Raw genomic sequence first — 20,722 nt, 5'->3', positions numbered from 1 at the left:
AGGGCACGGTTTCTCTTCGTCCGAAGTTTTATCTTGGTCCCATGGCCAAGATTGTTTCGATGAGAAAGCTTTACGCAATGCAGCGTATGTCGGCCGCGCTGAACCGCGCCTCGGCCGCCCGCCCTTTCGGGCCGGAGACGGACCGTGCGCTGCGCTGGGCTGCGGCCTGGGGCATGTCGGCGGGCATCCGTGCGCCGCATACCCGGGTGCGGCTGCGTCGCGATACCCTGCGCGGGGTGAGTGTCGCGCCGCCTCCTGAGCAGCATCGGCGTGCCTGAGCGCATCTGATAAGCTGCAGCATTGCCTGTGTACTAGCCAGCAAGCATGCTTTCCAAATACAAGCTCAACCATATCGCAGCCGGATTGCTCGACAAGTTCGTCGGCCGCGACAACGACTATCAGCGCCACTGGGCGCTGGGCGTCATGTACTTCGAGGCCCGCGCGGCCGACAACAGAATCGACCTGAACCTGCTTGCCGCTTGTGCGAACCCGCCGTTCCCTGCGAGCACTAGCCTGGCACGGACGTGGGCGCATCATCTGCGTCAGGCGCTCGGTCGGCACGGCGCGGCACTGGACGAACTGGACGCTGCGACGATTTCGGTCGAGTTCGGCCTGCCTCCGGTCCCGAAGCGGCCAGGCTACATCGAATACGGTGATCCGTTCCTGTGCTCGCTTCGCCTCGTTGCCAAGGATGGTCGGGTAGCCGAGCGACGCCGCATGGAGCACTGCGCGCCGGCAGACGAATTCTGGAACAGCTGGTTCGGTCCCTATACCGGGTAAGCGGAACCGGACGCACAGCTTTTTCCGCACTCCCTTACAATTGCGGTTTTTTCAACACGGGAGCCCTCCATGCGCGCCATCCACATCACGCAGCCCGGCAAGCCGGACGTCCTCCAGCTGTGCGAACGGCCGACGCCGGTGCCGAAGGCCGGCGAAGTCCTGATCAAGGTGCACGCGGCCGGCATCAATCGCCCGGACGTGCTGCAGCGCCTGGGCAAGTACCCGGTGCCGCCGGGCGCCTCCGAGCTGCCGGGACTGGAAGTGGCCGGCGAAATCGTCGACGGCGACTACGCCGCGGCCAGCTTCAACAAGGGCGACATGGTCTGCGCCCTGGTGCAGGGCGGCGGCTATGCCGAGTACTGCACCGCGCCGGCCGAGCAGTGCCTGCCGATCCCGGAAGGTCTTACGCCCCTGGAAGCGGCCTCGCTGCCCGAGACCTTCTTCACGGTGTGGACCAATGTGTTCGACCGCGCGCGCCTTGCGCCCGGCGAAACCCTGCTGGTGCAGGGCGGCAGCTCGGGCATCGGCGTGACCGCGATCCAGCTCGCCACGGCGCTCGGCCACCGCGTGTTCGCCACCGCCGGCTCGGATGACAAGTGCCGCGCCTGCGAACAGCTGGGCGCCGAGCGCGGCATCAATTACCGCACCGAAGATTTCGCCCAGGTGGTCAAGGACCTGACGGGCGGGAAGGGCGTCGACGTCATCCTCGACATGGTGGCCGGCGACTACCTCCCGCGCGAGGTCGACTGCCTGGCCGACGACGGCCGCATCGCCCTGATCGCGCTGCTGGGCGGCGCGAAGGCCGAGATCGACCTGGGCCAGGTGCTGCGCCGTCGTCTGCAGATCAGCGGCTCGACCCTGCGCCCGCGCCCGGTCGCGTTCAAGGCGGCGATCGCACGCAGCTTGCGCGAACGCGTGTGGCCGCTGTTCGCCCAAAGGAAACTCAAGCCGGTCATCTACCGCAGGTTCCCGCTGGCCCAGGCGGCCGAGGCGCATGCGCTGATGGAGTCCAGCACCCACGTCGGCAAGATCGTGCTGGAAGTGATCTAAGAGATTGAATCAACAAGGGAAGTAGCGCGTCTAGGTGGCTCAGCCATTGTTTGACCGCTACATATTCGACCGCTAGAATAGCGGGTTAATCTAATCATGGGCTTCTATGCGTCCCAAACTCGTCGTAGGTAACTGGAAAATGAACGGCAGCCGCGCGGCCAATGCCACGCTCCTGACCGGTATCCTCGAAGGGCTCGACAATGCCAAGGCCGCCGTGGCGGTCTGCGTGCCGGCGCCTTACCTGTTCCAGGCCGAAGAAATCCTGAAGGGCTCCCCGGTTGCCTGGGGCGCGCAGGATGTGTCCTGCCATCCGGTCGGCGCCTATACCGGCGAAGTGTGCATGACGATGCTGCAGGATTTCGGCAGCCGCTACGTGATCGTCGGCCACTCCGAACGCCGCGCTTACCACGGCGAAACCAATGAGCTGGTGGCCAAGAAGACCGGGGCCGCCCTGGCGGCGGGCCTGACCCCGATCGTCTGCGTCGGCGAAACCCTGGTGCAGCGCGAAGCGGGGCAGACCATGGCGGTCGTGAATGCCCAGCTGGACGCCGTGCTGGAAGCCATCGGCGCGCAAGCCATCGACAAGATCGTGCTGGCCTACGAGCCGGTATGGGCGATCGGCACCGGCAAGACCGCAACCCCGGCCATGGCCCAGGAAGTGCACGCTGCCCTGCGCGAAAAACTGCGTGCTTGCAACGCTGAAGCCGCGGAAAACACGCTGGTGCTGTACGGCGGCAGCATGAAGCCGGATAATGCGGCGGACCTGATGGCGCAGCCGGATATCGACGGCGGCCTGATTGGCGGCGCGGCGCTGAAGGCGGAAGACTTCCTCGGCATCATCCGCGCAGCGTCATAACAGACAAAAGTTTTAGAAGTAAAGCATTTAAAACGTCGTTAACTTGGGAATGGAATTGCAATGAACACCTTGTTCAATCTGATTATTGTCGTGCAGGTTATTTCGGCCCTGGCCATCATCGGTCTGGTGCTGGTCCAGCACGGCAAGGGCGCCGACATGGGCGCGGCCTTCGGCTCCGGCGCATCGGGCAGCCTGTTCGGCGCCTCGGGCTCGTCGAACTTCCTGTCGAAGTCGACCGCCGTCGCGGCCGCCGTGTTCTTCGCCTCGACCCTGGCCCTGGCCTGGTTCAGCAATGGCCGCACCGCAGCGGGCACCGATGGCGGTGTGATGGAGCGCGTGACCGTGCCGTCGTCGAAGGCGCCGGCCACCGGCATTCCTAGCGACGTGCCGGGCGCAGGCCCGAACGCCGGCCCGGCGACCGCGCCGGCCGTTCCGGTCAACGACATCCCGCAAACCTCGGGTGTGTCGAACCCGGCGCCGTCGACCGCGGCTCCTGCTGCGCCAGCTGCACCAGTTGCACCGGCTCCGACCAAGTAAAAACGGGGCGGACGCACGTCCGTTCCGGAATCGGAGTAGAATGCGGCTCGCCATCTGGTGTGCCGCCTGTGGTGAAGGGTGAAAACCCACTCAATGCTGCCAACCCTGCTATCTAGTTTGGCAAGCATCAAGGAAATGTTGAGTAATTTAGTAATTTCCTTGTGCTAGCGCAATTTGTGCATTGAAAAGTAGTGCTAAAGCAGGGTAAAATACTGGTCTCCAGCCGACGTGGTGAAATTGGTAGACACGCTATCTTGAGGGGGTAGTGGCGAAAGCTGTGCGAGTTCGAGTCTCGCCGTCGGCACCAAGATACAAAGAAGCCAGCAAGGGCGCAATGAGCAACCGCTCTCCTGCCTGCGCTGGCTTTTTTACGATTCGAGTGGTCCTGGTAGAAGGCCCGAGCCAGGTTCGCGCGATTCGGCGCTGCAGCCCTGCAGTGTTTGATTAACCGATCGTTCAAATAGGCTTCACCGTGAACCTCGAAAATTACTTCCCCGTACTTCTCTTTATCCTGATTGGCGTCGGCGTCGGCGTCGCCCCGCAGGTGCTCGGCCGCATTCTTGGTCCGCACCGTCCCGACGCAGCCAAGCTGTCCCCGTATGAATGCGGCTTCGAAGCCTTCGAAGATGCGCGCATGAAGTTCGACGTTCGCTACTACCTGGTGGCGATCCTGTTTATTTTGTTTGATCTGGAAACGGCATTCTTCTTCCCATGGGGCGTCTCGATGCGCGAACTGGGCTGGACCGGTTTCGTCACGATGATGGTGTTCATCGCCGAATTCATCGTGGGCTTCTGGTACATCTGGAAGAAAGGTGCCCTTGATTGGGAATAAGCCATGGCAATTGAAGGCGTATTAAACGAAGGTTTCATTACCACCACAGCCGATAAGCTGATCAACTGGGCGCGCACGGGATCGATGTTCCCGATGACGTTTGGCCTGGCATGCTGCGCGGTCGAGATGATGCATGTGGGCGCTGCCCGCTACGATCTCGACCGTTTTGGCATTGTGTTCCGCCCGTCGCCGCGCCAGTCCGACGTGATGATCGTCGCCGGCACGCTGTGCAACAAGATGGCTCCCGCCCTGCGCAAGGTGTACGACCAGATGGCCGAACCGCGCTGGGTGATCTCGATGGGCTCCTGCGCCAACGGCGGCGGCTACTACCACTACTCGTACTCGGTGGTGCGCGGCTGCGACCGCATCGTGCCGGTCGACGTCTACGTGCCGGGTTGCCCGCCGACCGCGGAAGCCCTGCTGTACGGCATCCTGCAGCTGCAAAACAAGATCAAGCGCACCAACACCATCGCGCGCTAAAAGACAGCGAAACACCATGACGACGAAACTCGAAACCCTTGAACTCGCCCTGAAAAATGCACTGGGCGAGGGCGCTGCCATTAGTTCGGCGCTGGGCGAAGTGACTGTGGTGGTCAAGGCCGCCGACTACATCAAATCGATGCAGGCCCTGCGCGACGATCCTTCTCTTCGCTTCGAAGAAATGATCGACCTGTGCGGCGTCGACTATTCCCAATACGGTGAAGGCACCTGGGACGGCCCGCGCTTCGCGGTGGTCGTGCACCTGCTGTCGCTGGAGCACAACTGGCGCGTGCGCGTGCGCGTGTTCTGCCCGGACGACGACATGCCCCTGGTCGAATCGATCACCCCGATCTGGCGCGCCGCCAACTGGTTCGAGCGCGAAGCCTTCGACCTGTTCGGCATCCTGTTCGACGGCCACGGCGACCTGCGCCGCATCCTGACCGACTACGGCTTCATCGGCCACCCGTTCCGCAAGGACTTCCCGATCACGGGCTATGTCGAGATGCGCTACGACCCTGAACAGAAACGCGTGATCTACCAACCGGTGACGATCGAACCGCGCGAGAACATCCCGCGCGTGATCCGCGAAGAAACCTACGGGACATCGAAATAATGGCTGAGCTTAAGAATTACACCCTGAACTTTGGTCCGCAGCACCCGGCAGCGCACGGCGTGCTGCGTCTGGTGCTGGAGCTGGACGGCGAAGTGATCCAGCGCGCCGACCCGCACATCGGCCTGCTGCACCGCGGCACCGAGAAGCTGGCCGAGACCCGTACCTACCTGCAGTCGGTCCCGTACATGGACCGCCTGGACTACGTGTCGATGATGTGCAACGAGCACGGCTACGTGCTGGCAGTGGAAAAGCTGCTGGGCATCGAAGCGCCGATCCGCGCGCAGTACATCCGCACGATGTTCGACGAGATCACCCGTATCCTGAACCACCTGATGTGGCTGGGCGCGCACGCGCTCGACATCGGCGCCATGGGTCCCTTCCTGTACGCCTTCCGTGACCGCGAAGACCTGTTCGACGTGTACGAAGCGGTGTCGGGCGCGCGCATGCACGCGGCCTACTACCGCCCGGGCGGCGTGTACCGCGACCTGCCGGACTTCATGCCGCAGCACAGGGAGTCGCCGATCCGCTCGAAGAAAGCGATCGACGACCTCAACCGCGACCGCCAGGGTTCGGTGCTGGACTTCATCGACGCCTTCACCAAGCGCTTCGACGGCTATGTCGACGAATACGAAACCCTGCTGACCGACAACCGTATCTGGAAGCAGCGTACCGTCGGCATCGGCGTGGTTTCGCCGGAAGACGCGAAAGCCATGGGCTTCACCGGCGCCATGCTGCGCGGTTCGGGCGTGGCCTGGGACCTGCGCAAGAAGCAGCCCTACGCGGCCTATGACAAGGTCGAGTTCGACATCCCGGTCGGCACCAATGGCGACTCGTACGACCGCTACCTGGTGCGTATCGAAGAAATGCGCCAGTCGAACCGCATCATCAAGCAGTGCATCACCTGGCTGCGTGCGAATCCGGGTCCGGTCATGATCGACAACCACAAGATCGCGCCGCCGAACCGCATGGACATGAAGTCCAACATGGAATCGCTGATCCACCACTTCAAGCTGTTCACCGAAGGCTTCCACGTGCCGGAAGGCGAGGCCTATGCGGCGATCGAGCACCCGAAGGGCGAGTTCGGCATCTATATCGTGTCGGACGGCGCCAACAAGCCCTACCGCCTGAAGATCCGCACCCCGGACTATGTCCACCTGCAGAGCCTCGACGAAATGTCGCGCGGCCACATGATTGCAGACGCGGTGGCCATCATCGGCACCCAGGACATCGTGTTCGGCAGTATCGATCGTTAAGAGGTCAAGAAAATGTTATCGCAGGAATGCTATAAAAAAATCGATCGCGAGCTGGCCAAGTACCCAGCCGATCAACGCCAGTCGGCCGTGATGGCCTCGCTGGCCCACGCCCAGGTCGAACTGGGCTGGCTGTCGCCGGAAACCATGCAGGAAATCGCCGACTACATCGGCATGCCGGCCATCGCCGTGCAGGAAGTGGCGACCTTCTACAACATGTACAACCTGAAGCCGGTCGGCAAGGCCAAGATCACGGTCTGCACCAACCTGCCGTGCGCCCTGTCGGGCGGCGAGCGCGCCGGCCAGCGCATCAAGGATGCGCTCGGCATCGACTACCGCGAAACCACCGCCGACGGCAAGTTCACCCTGCTGGAAGGCGAGTGCATGGGCGCCTGCGGCGACGCACCGGTGATGCTGGTGAATAACCACCGCATGTGCTCGTTCATGAGCGACGACAAGATCGACGCCCTGCTTGAGGAACTGAACAAATGACCAGCCTGCACGACCGTCACATCAATCCGCTGATCCTGAAGGATCTGAACGGCGAGAACTGGCACCTGGCCGACTACGTCAAGCGCGGCGGCTACTCGGCCCTGCGCAAGATCCTCGAAGGCGGCGTCAGCCAGGAACAGGTCATCGCCGACCTGAAGGCATCGGGCCTGCGCGGCCGCGGCGGCGCCGGTTTCCCGACCGGCCTGAAGTGGAGCTTCATGCCGCGCCAGTTCCCTGGCCAGAAATACCTCGTCTGCAACACCGACGAAGGCGAGCCGGGTACCTTCAAGGACCGCGACATCATCCGCTACAACCCGCACGCGCTGATCGAGGGCATGGCCATCGGCGCCTACGCGATGGGCATCACCGTGGGCTACAACTACATCCACGGCGAGATCTTCCAGGAGTACCTGCGCTTCGAAGAAGCGCTGGAAGAGGCGCGCGCCGCCGGCTTCCTGGGCGATAACATCATGGGCTCGAACTTCTCGTTCCAGCTGCATGCCCACCACGGCTACGGCGCCTACATCTGCGGCGAAGAAACCGCGCTGCTCGAGTCGCTCGAAGGCAAGAAGGGCCAGCCGCGCTTCAAGCCGCCGTTCCCGGCCTCGTTCGGCCTGTACGGCAAGCCGACCACGATCAACAACACCGAAACCTTCGCGGCCGTTCCCTTCCTGCTGAACCTGGGTCCGGAAAACTACATGGCGCTCGGCAAGCCGAACAATGGCGGCACCAAGATCTTCTCGATCTCGGGCGACGTCGAGCGTCCGGGCAACTACGAAGTCCCGCTGGGCACCCCGTTCGCCAAGCTGATGGAGCTGGCCGGCGGTATGCGCGGCGGCAAGAAGATCAAAGCCGTCATCCCGGGCGGTTCGTCGGCGCCGGTGATCCGCGGCGAGGTCATGATGGATACCGACCTCGACTACGATTCGATCGCCAAGGCCGGTTCGATGCTCGGTTCGGGCGCCGTGATCGTCATGGACGAGACCCGCTGCATGGTCAAGTCGCTGCTGCGCCTGTCGTACTTCTACTACGAAGAATCCTGCGGCCAGTGCACCCCGTGCCGTGAAGGCACCGGCTGGATGTACCGCATGGTCCACCGCATCGAGAACGGCAAGGGCCGTCCGGAAGACATGGACCTGCTGAACAACATCGCGGGCAACATCAAGGGCCGCACCATCTGCGCACTGGGCGACGCCGCCGCGATGCCGGTGGAAGCGATGATCAAGAACTTCCGCGAGGAGTTCGAATATCACATCGAGCACAAGCACTGCCTCGTGCCCGCATACCTTTAAACCAGGTCAGGTAACGATCAAATGGTTGAAATTGAATTAGACGGCAAAAAAGTCGAAGTCGCACCAGGTTCCATGGTGATGGACGCCGCAAACAAACTCGGGACCTACATCCCGCACTTCTGCTATCACAAGAAATTGTCGATCGCAGCGAACTGCCGCATGTGCCTGGTCGAAGTCGAAAAGGCACCGAAGCCGCTGCCGGCCTGCGCCACCCCGGTGTCGCCGGGCATGATCGTGCGCACCCACAGCGACAAGGCAGTGCAGGCACAGAAGTCGGTGATGGAGTTCCTCCTCATTAACCACCCGCTGGATTGCCCGATCTGCGACCAGGGCGGCGAATGCCAGCTGCAGGATCTGGCCGTCGGCTACGGCAAGAGCCAGTCGCGCTACGAAGAAGAAAAGCGCGTGGTGGCCCCGAAAGAGGCCGGCCCGCTGATCTCGATGGAAGAGATGGCGCGCTGCATCCAGTGCACCCGCTGCGTGCGCTTTGGCCAGGAAGTGGCCGGCGTGATGGAATTCGGCATGGTCGGCCGCGGCGAGCACTCGGAGATCACCACCTTCGTCGGCAAGACCGTGGACTCGGAAGTCTCGGGCAACATGATCGACCTGTGCCCGGTCGGCGCACTGACCAGCAAGCCCTTCCGCTACTCGGCACGTCCGTGGGAACTGCAGCGCCGCAAGTCGATCGCGCCGCACGACTCGCTGGGCTCGAACCTGATCGTGCAAGTCAAGGGCGGCAAGGTCATGCGCGTGCTGCCGCTGGAAAACGAAGCCATCAACGAATGCTGGCTGTCGGACAAGGACCGCTTCTCGTACGAGGCGCTGGACAATGCCGACCGCCTGGTCAATCCGATGATCAAGCAGGGCGGCGTGTGGCAGGAAACCGACTGGCAGACCGCGCTGGAATACGTGGCCCACGGCCTGCGTAACATCCGTCACGAGCATGGCGCAGACAGCATCGCTGCCGTCGCGACCCCGCACTCGACGCTGGAAGAACTGTACCTGCTGAACAAGATGACCCGTGGCCTTGGCTCGGACAACATCGAGTTCCGCCTGCGCCAGAGCGATTTCTCGCTCGACGGCCAGGTTACCCCATGGCTGGGCATGCCGATTGCGAACTTCTCGCAACTGAAGCGTGCCTTCGTCATCGGCTCGAACCTGCGCAAGGACCACCCGCTGGTCGCGACCCGCCTGCGCGTCGCCACCAAGGGCGGCGCCAAGCTGTCGCTGCTGGGCGCGAGCGACGACGATCTGCTCATGCCGATCGCCAACAAAGTGATCGCTGCCCCGGCCGACTGGCTGGCTGCGCTGTCGGAAGTCGTCTCGGCTGTCGCCTCTGCCCGTGGCGTCGCTGCCCCGGCCGGCTTCGAGAACGTCCAGGCAGGCGAGGGCGCCAAAGGCATCGCCGCGACCCTGGTCGGCGTCGACACCCCGGGCGCCGTGCTGCTGGGTAACGCCGCTTCCTACCACCCGCAAGCCTCGAAGATCCATGCCGCTGCGCAGTGGATCGCCGAGCAGACCGGCTGCTCCTTCGGCTACCTGGTCGATGCCGCCAACACCGTCGGCGGCTACATCGTCGGCGCAACCGGCAAGGGCGAAGCTGTCTTTGCAGCGCCGAAGAAAGCCTACGTGCTGCTGAACGCGGAACCGGAACTGGACGCAAGCAACCCGCAGCAGGCGCGCGCCGCGCTGGATGGCGCCGAAATGGTCGTCGCCATGTCCGCCTTCAAGCACGGCATGGACTTCGCCGACGTGCTGCTGCCGATCTCGCCGTTCAGCGAGACCGCCGGTACGTTTGTGAACTGCGAAGGCCGTGCACAGAGCTTCAACGGCACCGTCAAGCCGCTGGGCGAGACCCGTCCGGCCTGGAAAGTGCTGCGCGTGCTGGGCAACCTGCTGGGCCTGCAAGGCTTCGACTACGAGACTTCGGAATCGATCCGCGACGAAGCCATCGGCAAGGGCGTGACCGACCTGTCGGCCAAGCTGAACAACGTCGCGCGCCTGGCGCCGACCGCTGGTTCCTACGCACCGGCCGGTCAGCTCGAGCGCGTCGCCGACCTGCCGATCTACTTCACCGACGCGCTGGCGCGCCGTTCGGAACCGCTGCAGCGCACCGCCGACGCGAATGCGCCGCTGGTCACCCTGTCGAAGGCGGTGGCCGAGCAGATCGGCGTCAATGCCGGTGACCTGGTCCGCGTCTCGCAGGGTTCGGGCAGCGCCGTGCTGGTCGCTAACGTGGATGCACGCCTGCCGTCGAACGCGGTGCGTGTCGCCGCCGGCCACCCGGCCGTCGCCACCTTGGGCGGGATGTTCGGTTCGATCAATGTTGAAAAAGCAGGAGAGGGCAAATAATGGCTACGCCCGGTTTTATCGATACGCTGAACGCCGGCGGGGCTGACCTGCTCGGCCCGGTCTGGCCGCTGGCCTGGACCGTCATGAAGATCCTCGTGGTGCTGCTGCCGCTGATGGGTCTGGTCGCCTACCTGACCCTGTGGGAACGCAAGCTGATCGGCTGGATCCAGATCCGCGTCGGCCCGAACCGCGTGGGTCCGGGTGGCCTGCTGCAGCCGATCGCCGACGCGCTCAAGCTGCTGCTCAAGGAAATCGTGATCCCGAGCAAGGCCAACCGCAGCCTGTTCGTGATCGGCCCGATCATGACCATCATGCCGGCGCTGGCCGCATGGGTGGTGGTTCCCTTCGGTCCGCAGGCGGCCCTGGCCAACGTCAACGCCGGCCTGCTGTTCCTGATGGCGATCACCTCGATGGAAGTCTACGGCATCATCATCGCCGGCTGGGCCTCGAACTCGAAGTACTCGTTCATGGGCGCCATGCGCGCCTCGGCCCAGATGATTTCCTATGAAATCCCGATCGGCTTCGCGCTGGTGGTGGTGCTGATGGTCACCGGCAGCCTGAACCTGTCCGACATCGTCGCCAGCCAGCAGCTGGGCCGCTTCGCCGACATGGGCCTGAACTTCCTGTCATGGAACTGGCTGCCGCTGCTGCCGCTGTTCGTGATCTATTTCGTGTCCGGCCTGGCCGAGTGCAACCGCCACCCGTTCGACGTGGTGGAAGGGGAGTCGGAGATCGTCGCCGGCCACATGGTCGAGTACTCGGGCATGTCCTACGCGATGTTCATGCTGGCCGAATACGCCAACATGATCCTGATCTCGACCCTGGCGGCGATCATGTTCCTGGGCGGCTGGTCGGCACCGTTCGGCTTCCTGGAATTCGGCGCCGTCGGCGGCTTCTTCTGGCTGTTCCTGAAGATGTTCATGCTGGTCTCGCTGATGATCTGGGTCCGCGGCACCTTCCCGCGCTACCGCTACGACCAGATCATGCGCCTGGGCTGGAAAGTGTTCATCCCGCTGACCCTGATCTGGCTGGTGCTGATCGCCGCCTGGATGCAGACCCCGTGGAACATCTGGACTGCTGTGAAGTAAGGAAGCAAACAAAAAATGAATCGGATTAAAGAACTCGTCGGCAGCCTGATGCTGTCCGAACTCTTCAAGGGCCTGGCCCTGACCGGCAAGTATGCGCTGTCGCGCAAGATCACGGTCCAGTACCCGGAAGAGAAGACGCCGATGTCGAACCGCTTCCGCGGCCTGCACGCGCTGCGTCGCTACCCCAACGGGGAAGAGCGCTGCATCGCCTGCAAGCTGTGCGAAGCAGTGTGCCCGGCAATGGCGATCACCATCGAATCGGCGCAGCGCGAGGACGGCACCCGCCGCACCACGCGCTACGACATCGACCTGACCAAGTGCATCTTCTGCGGCTTCTGCGAAGAATCCTGCCCGGTCGACTCGATCGTCGAAACCCACGTGCTGGAATACCACGGCGAAAAGCGCGGCGATCTCTACTACACCAAAGAGATGCTGCTGGCCGTGGGCGACCGCTACGAAGCCGACATCGCCGCCGCCCGCGAAGCGGACGCGAAGTACCGATAAGAAGAGGCTGAAAAAAAGTCATGGAATTCACTACTTTCCTGTTCTACGCGTTCGCGGCCATCATGGTGCTGGCCTCCCTGCGCGTCATCACCACCAAGAACCCGGTCCACGCCGCGCTGTTCCTGGTGCTGGCCTTCTTCAATGCGGCCGGCATCTGGCTGCTGCTGAAGGCCGAGTTCCTCGCCATCGTGCTGGTGCTGGTCTACGTCGGCGCCGTGATGGTGCTGTTCCTGTTCGTCGTCATGATGCTCGACATTAATATCGACCGCATGCGCGAAGGCTTCTGGGGTTACCTACCGCTGGCTTCGGGCATCGGCGCCCTGATCGTGCTGGAAATGGCTGCCGTGCTGTACCGCGCGTACAACCAGACCGGCCTGTCGGCCGAGGCGGCCGCGCTGAACATCGGCGGCACCAAGGAACTGGGCATCCTGATCTACACCAAGTACATCTACGGCTTCGAGATCGCGGCCGTGATCCTGCTGGTGGCGATCATCGCCGCAGTCGCCCTGACCCTGCGCAAGCGCAAGGACACCAAAGCAATCGACCCGGGCCTTGCCGTCCGCGTCCAGCGTAACGACCGCCTGCGCATCGTCAAGATGGATGCGGTCAACCAGCGCGCGATCGATGCAGCCAATGCTGAAAAAGCAGCAGCAGCCGCGGCCGCAGCAGCACCGAAGGAGAACCCATGACTTTGTCGCTCGCACATTACCTGATCCTGGGCGCGATCCTGTTCGCGATCTCGGTGATCGGCATCTTCCTGAACCGGAAGAACATCATCATCCTGCTGATGGCCGTCGAACTGATGCTGCTGGCGGTGAACCTGAACTTCGTCGCGTTCTCGCACTACCTGGGAGACGCGGCGGGGCAGATCTTCGTGTTCTTCATTCTGACCGTCGCAGCCGCCGAATCGGCAATCGGCCTGGCGATCCTGGTGGTCCTGTTCCGTAACCTGGACACGATCAATGTGGAAGACCTCGACAGCCTGAAGGGCTGATGGTCTCGGCTCGATAAACAATAACGACTAAGGTTCAACAATGGCGGGGCAACTCTCTTCCTCAATGTTACTGGCGGTGCCTCTGGCGCCGCTGGCAGGCTCGGCGATCGCCGGCCTGCTCGGTACCAAGTTCTTCGGCAACGTGGTCGGCCGCAAGGTATCGCATACGGCGACCATCCTCGGCGTGCTCATCGCACTGATCATCTCGGTCCAGACCCTGATGGCAGTCATGGACGGCGCCAGCTTCAATGAAGACATCTATACCTGGATGACCGTCGGCACGCTCAAGCTGGCCGTCGGCTTCCAGATCGACGCGCTGTCGGCAATGATGATGTGCGTGGTGACCTCGGTCTCCCTGATGGTCCACATCTACACGATCGGCTACATGGCCGAGGACGAAGGCTACAACCGCTTCTTCTCGTACATCTCGCTGTTCACCTTCTCGATGCTGATGCTGGTCATGTCCAACAACTTCCTGCAGCTGTTCTTCGGCTGGGAAGCGGTGGGCCTGGTGTCGTATCTCCTGATCGGCTTCTGGTACACCCGCCCGACCGCGATCTTCGCGAACATGAAGGCCTTCCTGGTCAACCGCGTGGGTGACTTCGGCTTCATCCTGGGTATCGGCCTGCTGCTGGCCGCTTCGGGCTCGATGCAGTACACCGAGGTGTTCGCCCAGGCCGACAAGCTGGCCGGCATGACCGTCCCGGGCATCGGCTGGCCGCTGCTGACCGCCGCCTGCATCTGCCTGTTCATCGGCGCGATGGGCAAGTCGGCGCAGTTCCCGCTGCACGTCTGGCTGCCGGACTCGATGGAAGGCCCGACCCCGATCTCGGCGCTGATCCACGCGGCAACCATGGTTACCGCCGGCATCTTCATGGTGTCCCGCATGTCGCCGCTGTTCGAACTGTCGGACGGCGCGCTGAGCTTCATGATCGTCATCGGTTCGATCACCGCGCTGTTCATGGGCTTCCTGGGCATCATCCAGAACGACATCAAGCGTGTCGTGGCTTACTCGACCCTGTCGCAGCTGGGCTACATGACCGTGGCGCTGGGCGCCTCGGCCTACTCGGTGGCCGTGTTCCACCTGATGACCCACGCCTTCTTCAAGGCGCTGCTGTTCCTTGGCGCGGGTTCGGTCATCATCGGCATGCACCACGACCAGGACATGCGCAACATGGGCGGCCTGCGCAAGTACATGCCGATCACCTGGATCACTTCGCTGCTGGGCTCGCTGGCCCTGATCGGTACCCCGTTCTTCTCGGGCTTCTACTCGAAGGACTCGATCATCGAGGCTGTGCACGCGACCAACATCCCGGGCGCTGGCTTCGCCAACTTCGCGGTGCTGGCCGGCGTCTTCGTGACCGCCTTCTACTCGTTCCGCATGTACTTCCTGGTCTTCCATGGCAAGGAGCGCTGGCATACCGCCCATGGCCATGACAGCCATGCGCATGATGACCACAAGCAGGCAGTTGCCGCCGGCCACGGCCATGGCGACCCGCATGCGCTGCACGATTCGGACGCCCACCATGAGGAGGAGCACGACGACCACGGCCACCACGGCCTGGCTCCGGGCCAGAAGCCGCACGAGTCGCCATGGGTCGTGACCCTGCCGCTGATCCTGCTGGCGATCCCGTCGGTTGCCATCGGTTACTTCGCAATCGAGCCGATGCTGCATGGCGACTTCTTCAAGAACGTCATCTTCGTCGGCGAGAACCACGGCGCGATGGAAACCCTGCGCGAAGAGTTCCACAGCGCTGCCGGCATGGCCGTGCATGGTCTGCAGACCGCACCGTTCTGGCTGGCACTGGCAGGCGTGGCCCTGGCTTACTACTGCTACATGATCAACCCGCGCGTCCCGGCCTGGTTCTATGCCAAGTTCAAGTTCCTGCACACCCTGCTGGACAACAAGTACTACATGGACAAGTTCAACGATGTCGTGTTCGCCGGCGGCGCGCGCGCCATCGGCGGCGGCCTGTGGAAAGTGGGCGACCGCGGCCTGATCGACGGTCTGCTGGTCAATGGTTCGGCCAAGCTGGTCGGCTGGTTCTCCACGATCACCCGTAGCTTCCAGACGGGTTACATCTATCACTATGCGTTCGTGATGATCGTCGGCGTGCTGGCAGCCCTGCTGTGGTTCTTCCCGATCTGGCCTGCTTAATCGGGTTCGATAAGAAAAGCGAAAAATGATGCAGTCAATTTCTACATTTCCTCCTTACCTGAGCCTGTCGATCTGGCTCCCGATCCTGTTCGGCCTGATCGTGCTGGCCGTCGGCCGCGACAAGAACGCAGGCTTCACCCGCCTGCTGGCGCTGATCGGCGCCGTGGTCAGCTTCCTGCCGACCCTGCCGCTGATCATGAACTTCGACAATGCCGCCCACGGCATGCAGTTCTATGAGTCGGCCACCTGGATCGAACGCTTCAACGTGTTCTACAAGCTGGGCGTGGACGGTCTGTCGCTGTGGTTCGTTCCCTTGACGGCCTTCATCACCATCATCGTGGTGCTGGCGGCGTGGCAGGTGATCGAAGAACGCGTCGGCCAGTACATGGGTTCCTTCCTGATCCTGTCGGGCCTGATGATCGGCGTGTTCGCCTCGCTCGACGGCCTGCTGTTCTACTTCTTCTTCGAAGCCACCCTGATCCCGATGTACATCATCATCGGCGTGTTCGGCGGCCCGAACCGCGTGTACGCGGCATTCAAGTTCTTCCTGTACACGTTCTTCGGCTCGCTGCTGACCCTGGTCGCGATCATCTACCTGTACAACCAGTCGGGTTCCTTCGACATTCTCGAGTGGCACCGCCTGCCGCTGACGATGAACGAGCAGATACTGATCTTCATCGCCTTCTTCATGGCCTTCGCCGTGAAGGTCCCGATGTGGCCGGTGCACACCTGGCTGCCGGACGCCCACGTGGAAGCGCCGACCGGCGGTTCCGTCGTGCTGGCCGCGATCATGCTGAAGCTGGGCGCCTACGGTTTCCTGCGTTTCTCGCTGCCGATCGCGCCGGATGCCTCGCACTACCTGGCCCCGGTCGTCATCGTGCTGTCCCTGATCGCCGTGATCTACATCGGCCTGGTGGCGATGGTGCAGAAGGACATGAAGAAACTGGTCGCCTACTCGTCGATCGCCCACATGGGCTTCGTCACCCTCGGCTTCTTCATGTTCAACGACCTGGGCGTGCAGGGCGGCCTGATGCAGTCGATCTCGCACGGCTTCGTGTCGGGCGCGATGTTCCTGTGCATCGGCGTGCTGTACGACCGCGTCCACTCGCGTGAAATCGCCGACTACGGCGGCGTGGTCAACACCATGCCGAAGTTCGCCGCCTTCGCCGTGCTGTTCTCGATGGCCAACGCCGGCCTGCCGGCCACCTCGGGCTTCATCGGCGAATTCATGGTGATCCTGGGCGCCGTCCAGTTCAACTTCTGGACCGGTCTGCTGGCAGGCACCGCCCTGATCCTGGGCGCCGCCTACTCGCTGTGGATGGTCAAGCGCGTTGTGTTCGGCCCGATCGGCAACAAGCACGTTGCCGAGCTGACCGACCTGAACGGCCGCGAATTCGCCATCCTGGGCGTCCTGGCGATCGCCACCCTGTGGATGGGCCTGTACCCGGCGCCAATCGGCGACACCCTGCAGGTGTCGGTCACCGATCTCCTGCAACACGTCGCAGTCAGCAAAGTGCCTTAAATAAGCCATGAACGAAATGAACTCCACTCTGTTAGCAGCGACCGACACCAATCTGGCGCCGGTCTATGCCGAAATCTTCCTGCTGATCGCGGCTGCCGCGATCCTGCTGATCGACATGTTCCTGAAAGAGGGCAAGCGCAACCTGACGTACGCGCTGAGCCTGCTGGCGATCGCCGGCTGCGCCGTGTTCACCTTCGCGGACATGAACAGCGGCGCCACCGTGACCACCTTCAACGGCATGTACGTGTCGGACCCGATGTCCAACCTGCTCAAGCTGGTGACCTACGCGGCCGTCGCGATGACCCTGGTGTATTCGCGCCAGTACGCCGGCGACCGCGCCATGATGTCCGGTAACCTGGGCGGCGAGTTCTACGTGCTTGCACTGTTCTCGATGCTGGGCCAGATGATCATGATCTCGGGTAACAGCATGCTGTCGATCTACCTGGGCGTGGAACTGATGTCGCTGTCGCTGTACGCGCTGGTGGCGATGCGCCGCGACCACACCATCTCGACCGAAGCCGCGATGAAGTACTTCATCCTGGGCGCGCTGTCCTCGGGCTTCCTGCTGTACGGCATGTCGATGATCTACGGCGCCACCGGTTCGCTCAACGTCGACGCCATCAACCAGGTGAGCTCGGCCGCCGGCGCGAACTCGACCATCCTGGTGTTCGGCCTGGTCTTCGTCGTGGCCGGCCTGGCCTTCAAGCTGGGCGTGGTCCCGTTCCACATGTGGGTTCCGGACGTGGTGCAGGGCGCCCCGACCGCCGTCACCCTGCTGCTGGGGGGCGCGCCGAAGCTGGCGACCTTCGCCATGGTGATCCGCCTGCTGGTGGAAGCACTGCCGGCGATGGCCTTCGACTGGCAGCAGATGCTGCTGGTGCTGGCCGTGCTGTCGCTGGCCGTGGGTAACATCACCGCGATCGCGCAGACCAACATCAAGCGTATGCTGGCCTACTCGACCATCGCCCAGATGGGCTTCGTGGTGCTGGGCATGATGACCGGCGTCGTCAACGGCGACAGCAGCAATGCCGCGGCTTCGTACAGCGCCGCGATGTACTACACCATCACTTACGTGCTGACCACGGTCGGCAGCTTCGGCCTGATCATGATGCTGGCGCGCGCCGGCCACGAAGCCGAGACCATCGCCGACTTCAAGGGCCTGGGTAAGCGTTCGCCGTGGTTCGCGATCGTCATGACCATCCTGATGTTCTCGCTGGCGGGCGTGCCGCCGATGGTCGGCTTCATGGCCAAGTGGGCCGTGCTGCAGGCTGTCGCCAACGCCGGCATGGTGTGGCTGGCCGTCGTGGCGGTGCTGTTCTCGCTGATCGGCGCCTTCTACTACCTGCGCATCGTCAAGACCATCTGGTTCGACGAAGCCGCCGATACTGCCGCCATCAACACCCCGGCCGACATGCGCGTCGTGATGTCGCTCAACGGCCTGGCCGTGGTGGTGCTGGGTATCGTTCCGGGCTGGCTGCTGGCGGTGTGCTACAGCACCATGCAGGCCACCCTCGCAAAGTAACAAGCGCCTTGGATTCCTCCCTGGCGTCCTGGCTGGTGGTCGCGATTGCACTCGCGGCCGCCAACCTGCCTTTCCTCACCGAGCGCGTGTTCGGTTTCATTCCACTGAAATCGAATACCGCTGGTGACGGCATCCCCCCGCGCACGAAGTCCTTCCCGCTGCGCCTGTTAGAGTTAATTGTTTTATACTTTGTCGTCGGCTTCCTGGCTCGCACCCTGGAATCCCGTATCGGCGGCGTGTTCGCGCAGAACTGGGAGTTCTATGCGGTCACCGGCTGCCTGTTCCTGGTGCTGGCGTTCCCCGGTTTCGTGCTCCGTTACCTGCGCAAGAAGCGCGGTTGAGCGCGTGGGCGGACCAGCCGCCCACCCTACAACCCTGTAACTGGAGACCGCATGGTTCAAGATTTACGCGAGACCCGCATCGACGGCGGCGTGGTCTACGATGGCCATTTCCTCAAGGTCGAGCGCGACCGCATCAAGCTCCCCGACGGTTCCACCACCCAGCGCGAATTCATCCGCCACCCCGGCGCGGTGGTCATCCTGCCGCTGCTGCCTGACGGCCGCGTGCTGCTCGAGCGCCAGTTCCGCTATCCAAATTCCCAGGTCTTCATCGAGTTCCCGGCCGGGAAGATCGACCCGGGCGAAGACCACCTGGCCTGCGCCAAGCGCGAGCTGGAAGAAGAGACCGGCTACACGGCCGCCAGGTGGCGCTTCGTCTGCACCATCCACAACGCCATCGCGTATTCCGACGAGCACCTGGAACTGTTCCTGGCCGAAGACCTGACGGCGGGCGAGCAGAAGCTCGACGAGGGCGAATTCCTGGAAACCTTCACGGTGACCGTCCCCGAGCTGCTCGAGATGGTCAAGCGCGGCGAGATCACGGACGTGAAAACCATCATCGGCACTTTCTGGCTCGAGAAAATCCTGTCGGGCAGCTGGAATCCAGTCTGAACAATGAAACTCCTGCTGGCGCTTGTCCTGTGGTGCTGGGCGCTGGCAGCCGCGGCTGCGCCGCGCACCGACTTCCAGGCGCGTTGCGAGGACACGATCGGCGAAACGCTATCGGTCCTCACCGGCACCCAGAACGGTTTTCGCATCGATAACACTGTCGGCTATCGCGGCCTGACCGCGATGAAGGGGCGGGCCACGAATGGCAGGGCGCGGCCGGGGCAGGTCGTGCTCGGCCTGACGCGCACCGAGTCGCGCGTGAGTATCAACGTCGGCGGGCGCCTGCTCACCGATCCTGCCAGCGGCTACGAGTGCATCGCGCCGCATATCGAGATCAAGCTCACCTATCCGCCGATCGTGGTCTTCATCAGCCGCGAATTCCGGCCCGGCTCCTGCGCCTATGAAGAAGTGCTGGCGCACGAGATGCGCCACCTGAACACCTATCTCGACTACCTGCCCAGGGCGGAAAGCCGGGTGCGCCAGGCCCTCGAGCGGCGTTTCGAGGACAAGCCGCTGTACGCGCGCATCGGACAAGCGCAAACCCTGCTCCAGCGCGAAATCGACCGCGGCTGGATGCCCTATATTAAAAGCGAAATGGCGAAGGTCGAGGCCTTGCAGGCAGCCATCGACTCGCCGCAGGAATATGCCCGCCTCGGCAAGGTTTGCGGAGGTGAGGTACAGTCGCTGATTCGACCTGTACGAAAAAGCAAGACATGATGACTGACCCTGCAACACCAGTAACCCAAGAAGCGTCGCAGCGCTATCTCGCGCTGATCCCGGCGGCCGGCGTCGGCGCCCGCATGGCCGCCGGCAGTCCCAAGCAATACCTGCCCATCGGCGGCAAGCCCATGCTGCGCCACACCATCGACGCCTTCCGCTCCAGCCCGCTCATTGCACACACCTATGTGGTGGTGAGCGCCGACGATCCCTTCATCGACGGCGTCGTGCCGGCGGAGGGCGTGACGGTGCTGCGCTGCGGCGGCGCCACCCGCATGGAATCGATCCGCAATGGCCTGCGCATGCTGCACGGCAGCGTGTCGCTGGACGACTGGATCCTGGTGCACGACGCCGCGCGTCCCGGCCTCGACGCGGAACTGATCGCGCGCCTGATCGTCGAAACGGGTGAACACCCGGCCGGCGGCCTGCTGGCGCTGCCGGTGGTCGACACCGTCAAGCGCCACGTCGGAGGGGAGGTGGCGACCGTCACGCGCGATGGCCTGTGGCTGGCGCAGACCCCGCAGATGTTCCGCTACCAGCTGCTGTGCCGGGCACTCGATGCCGCGACGGATCCGGCCGCAATCACCGATGACGCCAGCGCGGTTGAAGCGCTGGGACTGGCCCCCAAGTTGGTGGAAGGGCATCCCCGCAACCTGAAGGTGACGCTGCCGGCCGACATCCGCATCGCGGAGATGTACCTGGCTGCTTTCCGAACCGAACCGACAACGAACTGAAT

General features: G+C 63.2%; 23 protein-coding genes and 1 tRNA gene. All 24 read left to right on the top strand.

The features are described from left to right. Nucleotides 1–59: 59 nt before the first annotated feature. The 24 genes from LK542_RS09105 (at nt 60) to ispD (ending at nt 20,720) form a co-directional block, all read left to right on the top strand. Nucleotides 60–278, top strand: coding sequence for a hypothetical protein (locus tag LK542_RS09105; protein ID WP_227811662.1), 219 nt, complete (start codon nt 60–62; stop codon nt 276–278). Between the two features lie 46 nt (nt 279–324). Next, complete coding sequence (locus LK542_RS09100; protein WP_227811661.1) at nt 325–780, top strand: hypothetical protein; 456 nt, start codon at nt 325–327, stop codon at nt 778–780. A 69-nt stretch (nt 781–849) separates the two neighbouring features. After that, nucleotides 850–1,830, top strand: a complete 981-nt coding sequence (locus LK542_RS09095) for an NAD(P)H-quinone oxidoreductase (RefSeq protein WP_227811660.1) — start codon at nt 850–852, stop codon at nt 1,828–1,830. 106 nt (nt 1,831–1,936) lie between these two features. Next, the gene (tpiA, locus tag LK542_RS09090) at nt 1,937–2,686 is read left to right on the top strand and encodes a triose-phosphate isomerase (protein ID WP_227811659.1); all 750 of its coding nucleotides are present in this window, start codon (nt 1,937–1,939) and stop codon (nt 2,684–2,686) included. A gap of 60 nt (nt 2,687–2,746) precedes the next feature. Beyond that, the gene (gene secG / locus LK542_RS09085) at nt 2,747–3,223 is read left to right on the top strand and encodes a preprotein translocase subunit SecG (protein WP_227811658.1); all 477 of its coding nucleotides are present in this window, start codon (nt 2,747–2,749) and stop codon (nt 3,221–3,223) included. Nucleotides 3,224–3,445: 222 nt separating this feature from the next. Beyond that, nucleotides 3,446–3,530 (top strand) — tRNA-Leu (locus LK542_RS09080). Between the two features lie 165 nt (nt 3,531–3,695). Further along, nucleotides 3,696–4,055 carry an NADH-quinone oxidoreductase subunit A gene (locus LK542_RS09075; protein WP_227798896.1) on the top strand — a complete coding sequence of 120 codons (360 nt, stop codon included), beginning with the start codon at nt 3,696–3,698 and terminating at the stop codon, nt 4,053–4,055. Between the two features lie 3 nt (nt 4,056–4,058). Next, nucleotides 4,059–4,535 carry an NADH-quinone oxidoreductase subunit B family protein gene (locus LK542_RS09070; protein ID WP_036249088.1) on the top strand — a complete coding sequence of 159 codons (477 nt, stop codon included), beginning with the start codon at nt 4,059–4,061 and terminating at the stop codon, nt 4,533–4,535. Between the two features lie 16 nt (nt 4,536–4,551). Beyond that, a complete protein-coding gene (locus tag LK542_RS09065; protein ID WP_227798894.1) occupies nt 4,552–5,148 on the top strand; it encodes an NADH-quinone oxidoreductase subunit C in 597 nt (198 codons plus the stop codon). Continuing rightward, nucleotides 5,148–6,401, top strand: coding sequence for an NADH-quinone oxidoreductase subunit D (locus LK542_RS09060; RefSeq protein ID WP_227798893.1), 1,254 nt, complete (start codon nt 5,148–5,150; stop codon nt 6,399–6,401). Before LK542_RS09065 ends, LK542_RS09060 begins: the two co-directional genes overlap by 1 nt. Before the next feature lie 12 nt (nt 6,402–6,413). Continuing rightward, nucleotides 6,414–6,890: an NADH-quinone oxidoreductase subunit NuoE gene (nuoE, locus tag LK542_RS09055; RefSeq protein ID WP_227798891.1), complete on the top strand. Its 477-nt coding sequence runs from the start codon at nt 6,414–6,416 to the stop codon at nt 6,888–6,890. Continuing rightward, nucleotides 6,887–8,182 carry an NADH-quinone oxidoreductase subunit NuoF gene (gene nuoF / locus LK542_RS09050; RefSeq protein WP_227798890.1) on the top strand — a complete coding sequence of 432 codons (1,296 nt, stop codon included), beginning with the start codon at nt 6,887–6,889 and terminating at the stop codon, nt 8,180–8,182. The genes nuoE and nuoF overlap by 4 nt, the downstream gene beginning before the upstream one ends. Nucleotides 8,183–8,203: 21 nt before the next feature. Beyond that, entirely contained in the window at nt 8,204–10,534 is a 2,331-nt protein-coding gene (nuoG, locus tag LK542_RS09045) for an NADH-quinone oxidoreductase subunit NuoG (protein WP_227811657.1), read from the top strand. Then, complete coding sequence (gene nuoH, locus LK542_RS09040; protein ID WP_227798888.1) at nt 10,534–11,622, top strand: NADH-quinone oxidoreductase subunit NuoH; 1,089 nt, start codon at nt 10,534–10,536, stop codon at nt 11,620–11,622. Before nuoG ends, nuoH begins: the two co-directional genes overlap by 1 nt. A 15-nt stretch (nt 11,623–11,637) precedes the next feature. Beyond that, nucleotides 11,638–12,126 (top strand): NADH-quinone oxidoreductase subunit NuoI, encoded by a 489-nt coding sequence (gene nuoI / locus LK542_RS09035; RefSeq protein ID WP_227798887.1) that lies wholly within the window; start codon nt 11,638–11,640, stop codon nt 12,124–12,126. Between the two features lie 20 nt (nt 12,127–12,146). After that, complete coding sequence (locus LK542_RS09030; protein WP_227798885.1) at nt 12,147–12,815, top strand: NADH-quinone oxidoreductase subunit J; 669 nt, start codon at nt 12,147–12,149, stop codon at nt 12,813–12,815. Further along, nucleotides 12,812–13,120 carry an NADH-quinone oxidoreductase subunit NuoK gene (gene nuoK, locus LK542_RS09025; protein ID WP_027863874.1) on the top strand — a complete coding sequence of 103 codons (309 nt, stop codon included), beginning with the start codon at nt 12,812–12,814 and terminating at the stop codon, nt 13,118–13,120. The genes LK542_RS09030 and nuoK overlap by 4 nt, the downstream gene beginning before the upstream one ends. Before the next feature lie 40 nt (nt 13,121–13,160). After that, complete coding sequence (gene nuoL, locus LK542_RS09020) at nt 13,161–15,278, top strand: NADH-quinone oxidoreductase subunit L (RefSeq protein WP_227798884.1); 2,118 nt, start codon at nt 13,161–13,163, stop codon at nt 15,276–15,278. Nucleotides 15,279–15,303: 25 nt separating this feature from the next. Further along, nucleotides 15,304–16,800 (top strand): NADH-quinone oxidoreductase subunit M, encoded by a 1,497-nt coding sequence (locus tag LK542_RS09015; RefSeq protein ID WP_227811656.1) that lies wholly within the window; start codon nt 15,304–15,306, stop codon nt 16,798–16,800. A gap of 7 nt (nt 16,801–16,807) precedes the next feature. Further along, nucleotides 16,808–18,322: an NADH-quinone oxidoreductase subunit NuoN gene (nuoN, locus tag LK542_RS09010; RefSeq protein ID WP_227811655.1), complete on the top strand. Its 1,515-nt coding sequence runs from the start codon at nt 16,808–16,810 to the stop codon at nt 18,320–18,322. A gap of 8 nt (nt 18,323–18,330) precedes the next feature. Then, nucleotides 18,331–18,663: a DUF2818 family protein gene (locus tag LK542_RS09005; RefSeq protein WP_227811654.1), complete on the top strand. Its 333-nt coding sequence runs from the start codon at nt 18,331–18,333 to the stop codon at nt 18,661–18,663. Nucleotides 18,664–18,714: 51 nt separating this feature from the next. Continuing rightward, nucleotides 18,715–19,272, top strand: coding sequence for an NUDIX hydrolase (locus LK542_RS09000; protein ID WP_227811653.1), 558 nt, complete (start codon nt 18,715–18,717; stop codon nt 19,270–19,272). Between the two features lie 3 nt (nt 19,273–19,275). Then, nucleotides 19,276–19,986, top strand: a complete 711-nt coding sequence (locus tag LK542_RS08995) for a hypothetical protein (RefSeq protein ID WP_227811652.1) — start codon at nt 19,276–19,278, stop codon at nt 19,984–19,986. Next, nucleotides 19,986–20,720, top strand: coding sequence for a 2-C-methyl-D-erythritol 4-phosphate cytidylyltransferase (ispD, locus tag LK542_RS08990; protein WP_227811962.1), 735 nt, complete (start codon nt 19,986–19,988; stop codon nt 20,718–20,720). Before LK542_RS08995 ends, ispD begins: the two co-directional genes overlap by 1 nt. Nucleotides 20,721–20,722 lie beyond the last annotated feature (2 nt).

The organism is Massilia sp. IC2-477 (assembly GCF_020707265.1).
Lineage (GTDB): Bacteria > Pseudomonadota > Gammaproteobacteria > Burkholderiales > Burkholderiaceae_D > Telluria.
This window is presented reverse-complemented; position numbering and strand designations above follow the sequence as displayed.

Bases quoted from the DNA above. Each gene is read 5' to 3' on its own strand.
- LK542_RS09105 (WP_227811662.1), top strand. From the start codon at position 60: ATGAGAAAGCTTTACGCAATGCAGCGTATGTCGGCCGCGCTGAACCGC.
- LK542_RS09100 (WP_227811661.1), top strand. From the start codon at position 325: ATGCTTTCCAAATACAAGCTCAACCATATCGCAGCCGGATTGCTCGAC.
- LK542_RS09095 (WP_227811660.1), top strand. From the start codon at position 850: ATGCGCGCCATCCACATCACGCAGCCCGGCAAGCCGGACGTCCTCCAG.
- tpiA (WP_227811659.1), top strand. From the start codon at position 1,937: ATGCGTCCCAAACTCGTCGTAGGTAACTGGAAAATGAACGGCAGCCGC.
- secG (WP_227811658.1), top strand. From the start codon at position 2,747: ATGAACACCTTGTTCAATCTGATTATTGTCGTGCAGGTTATTTCGGCC.
- LK542_RS09070 (WP_036249088.1), top strand. From the start codon at position 4,059: ATGGCAATTGAAGGCGTATTAAACGAAGGTTTCATTACCACCACAGCC.
- LK542_RS09065 (WP_227798894.1), top strand. From the start codon at position 4,552: ATGACGACGAAACTCGAAACCCTTGAACTCGCCCTGAAAAATGCACTG.
- LK542_RS09060 (WP_227798893.1), top strand. From the start codon at position 5,148: ATGGCTGAGCTTAAGAATTACACCCTGAACTTTGGTCCGCAGCACCCG.
- nuoE (WP_227798891.1), top strand. From the start codon at position 6,414: ATGTTATCGCAGGAATGCTATAAAAAAATCGATCGCGAGCTGGCCAAG.
- nuoF (WP_227798890.1), top strand. From the start codon at position 6,887: ATGACCAGCCTGCACGACCGTCACATCAATCCGCTGATCCTGAAGGAT.
- nuoG (WP_227811657.1), top strand. From the start codon at position 8,204: ATGGTTGAAATTGAATTAGACGGCAAAAAAGTCGAAGTCGCACCAGGT.
- nuoH (WP_227798888.1), top strand. From the start codon at position 10,534: ATGGCTACGCCCGGTTTTATCGATACGCTGAACGCCGGCGGGGCTGAC.
- nuoI (WP_227798887.1), top strand. From the start codon at position 11,638: ATGAATCGGATTAAAGAACTCGTCGGCAGCCTGATGCTGTCCGAACTC.
- LK542_RS09030 (WP_227798885.1), top strand. From the start codon at position 12,147: ATGGAATTCACTACTTTCCTGTTCTACGCGTTCGCGGCCATCATGGTG.
- nuoK (WP_027863874.1), top strand. From the start codon at position 12,812: ATGACTTTGTCGCTCGCACATTACCTGATCCTGGGCGCGATCCTGTTC.
- nuoL (WP_227798884.1), top strand. From the start codon at position 13,161: ATGGCGGGGCAACTCTCTTCCTCAATGTTACTGGCGGTGCCTCTGGCG.
- LK542_RS09015 (WP_227811656.1), top strand. From the start codon at position 15,304: ATGATGCAGTCAATTTCTACATTTCCTCCTTACCTGAGCCTGTCGATC.
- nuoN (WP_227811655.1), top strand. From the start codon at position 16,808: ATGAACGAAATGAACTCCACTCTGTTAGCAGCGACCGACACCAATCTG.
- LK542_RS09000 (WP_227811653.1), top strand. From the start codon at position 18,715: ATGGTTCAAGATTTACGCGAGACCCGCATCGACGGCGGCGTGGTCTAC.
- LK542_RS08995 (WP_227811652.1), top strand. From the start codon at position 19,276: ATGAAACTCCTGCTGGCGCTTGTCCTGTGGTGCTGGGCGCTGGCAGCC.
- ispD (WP_227811962.1), top strand. From the start codon at position 19,986: ATGACTGACCCTGCAACACCAGTAACCCAAGAAGCGTCGCAGCGCTAT.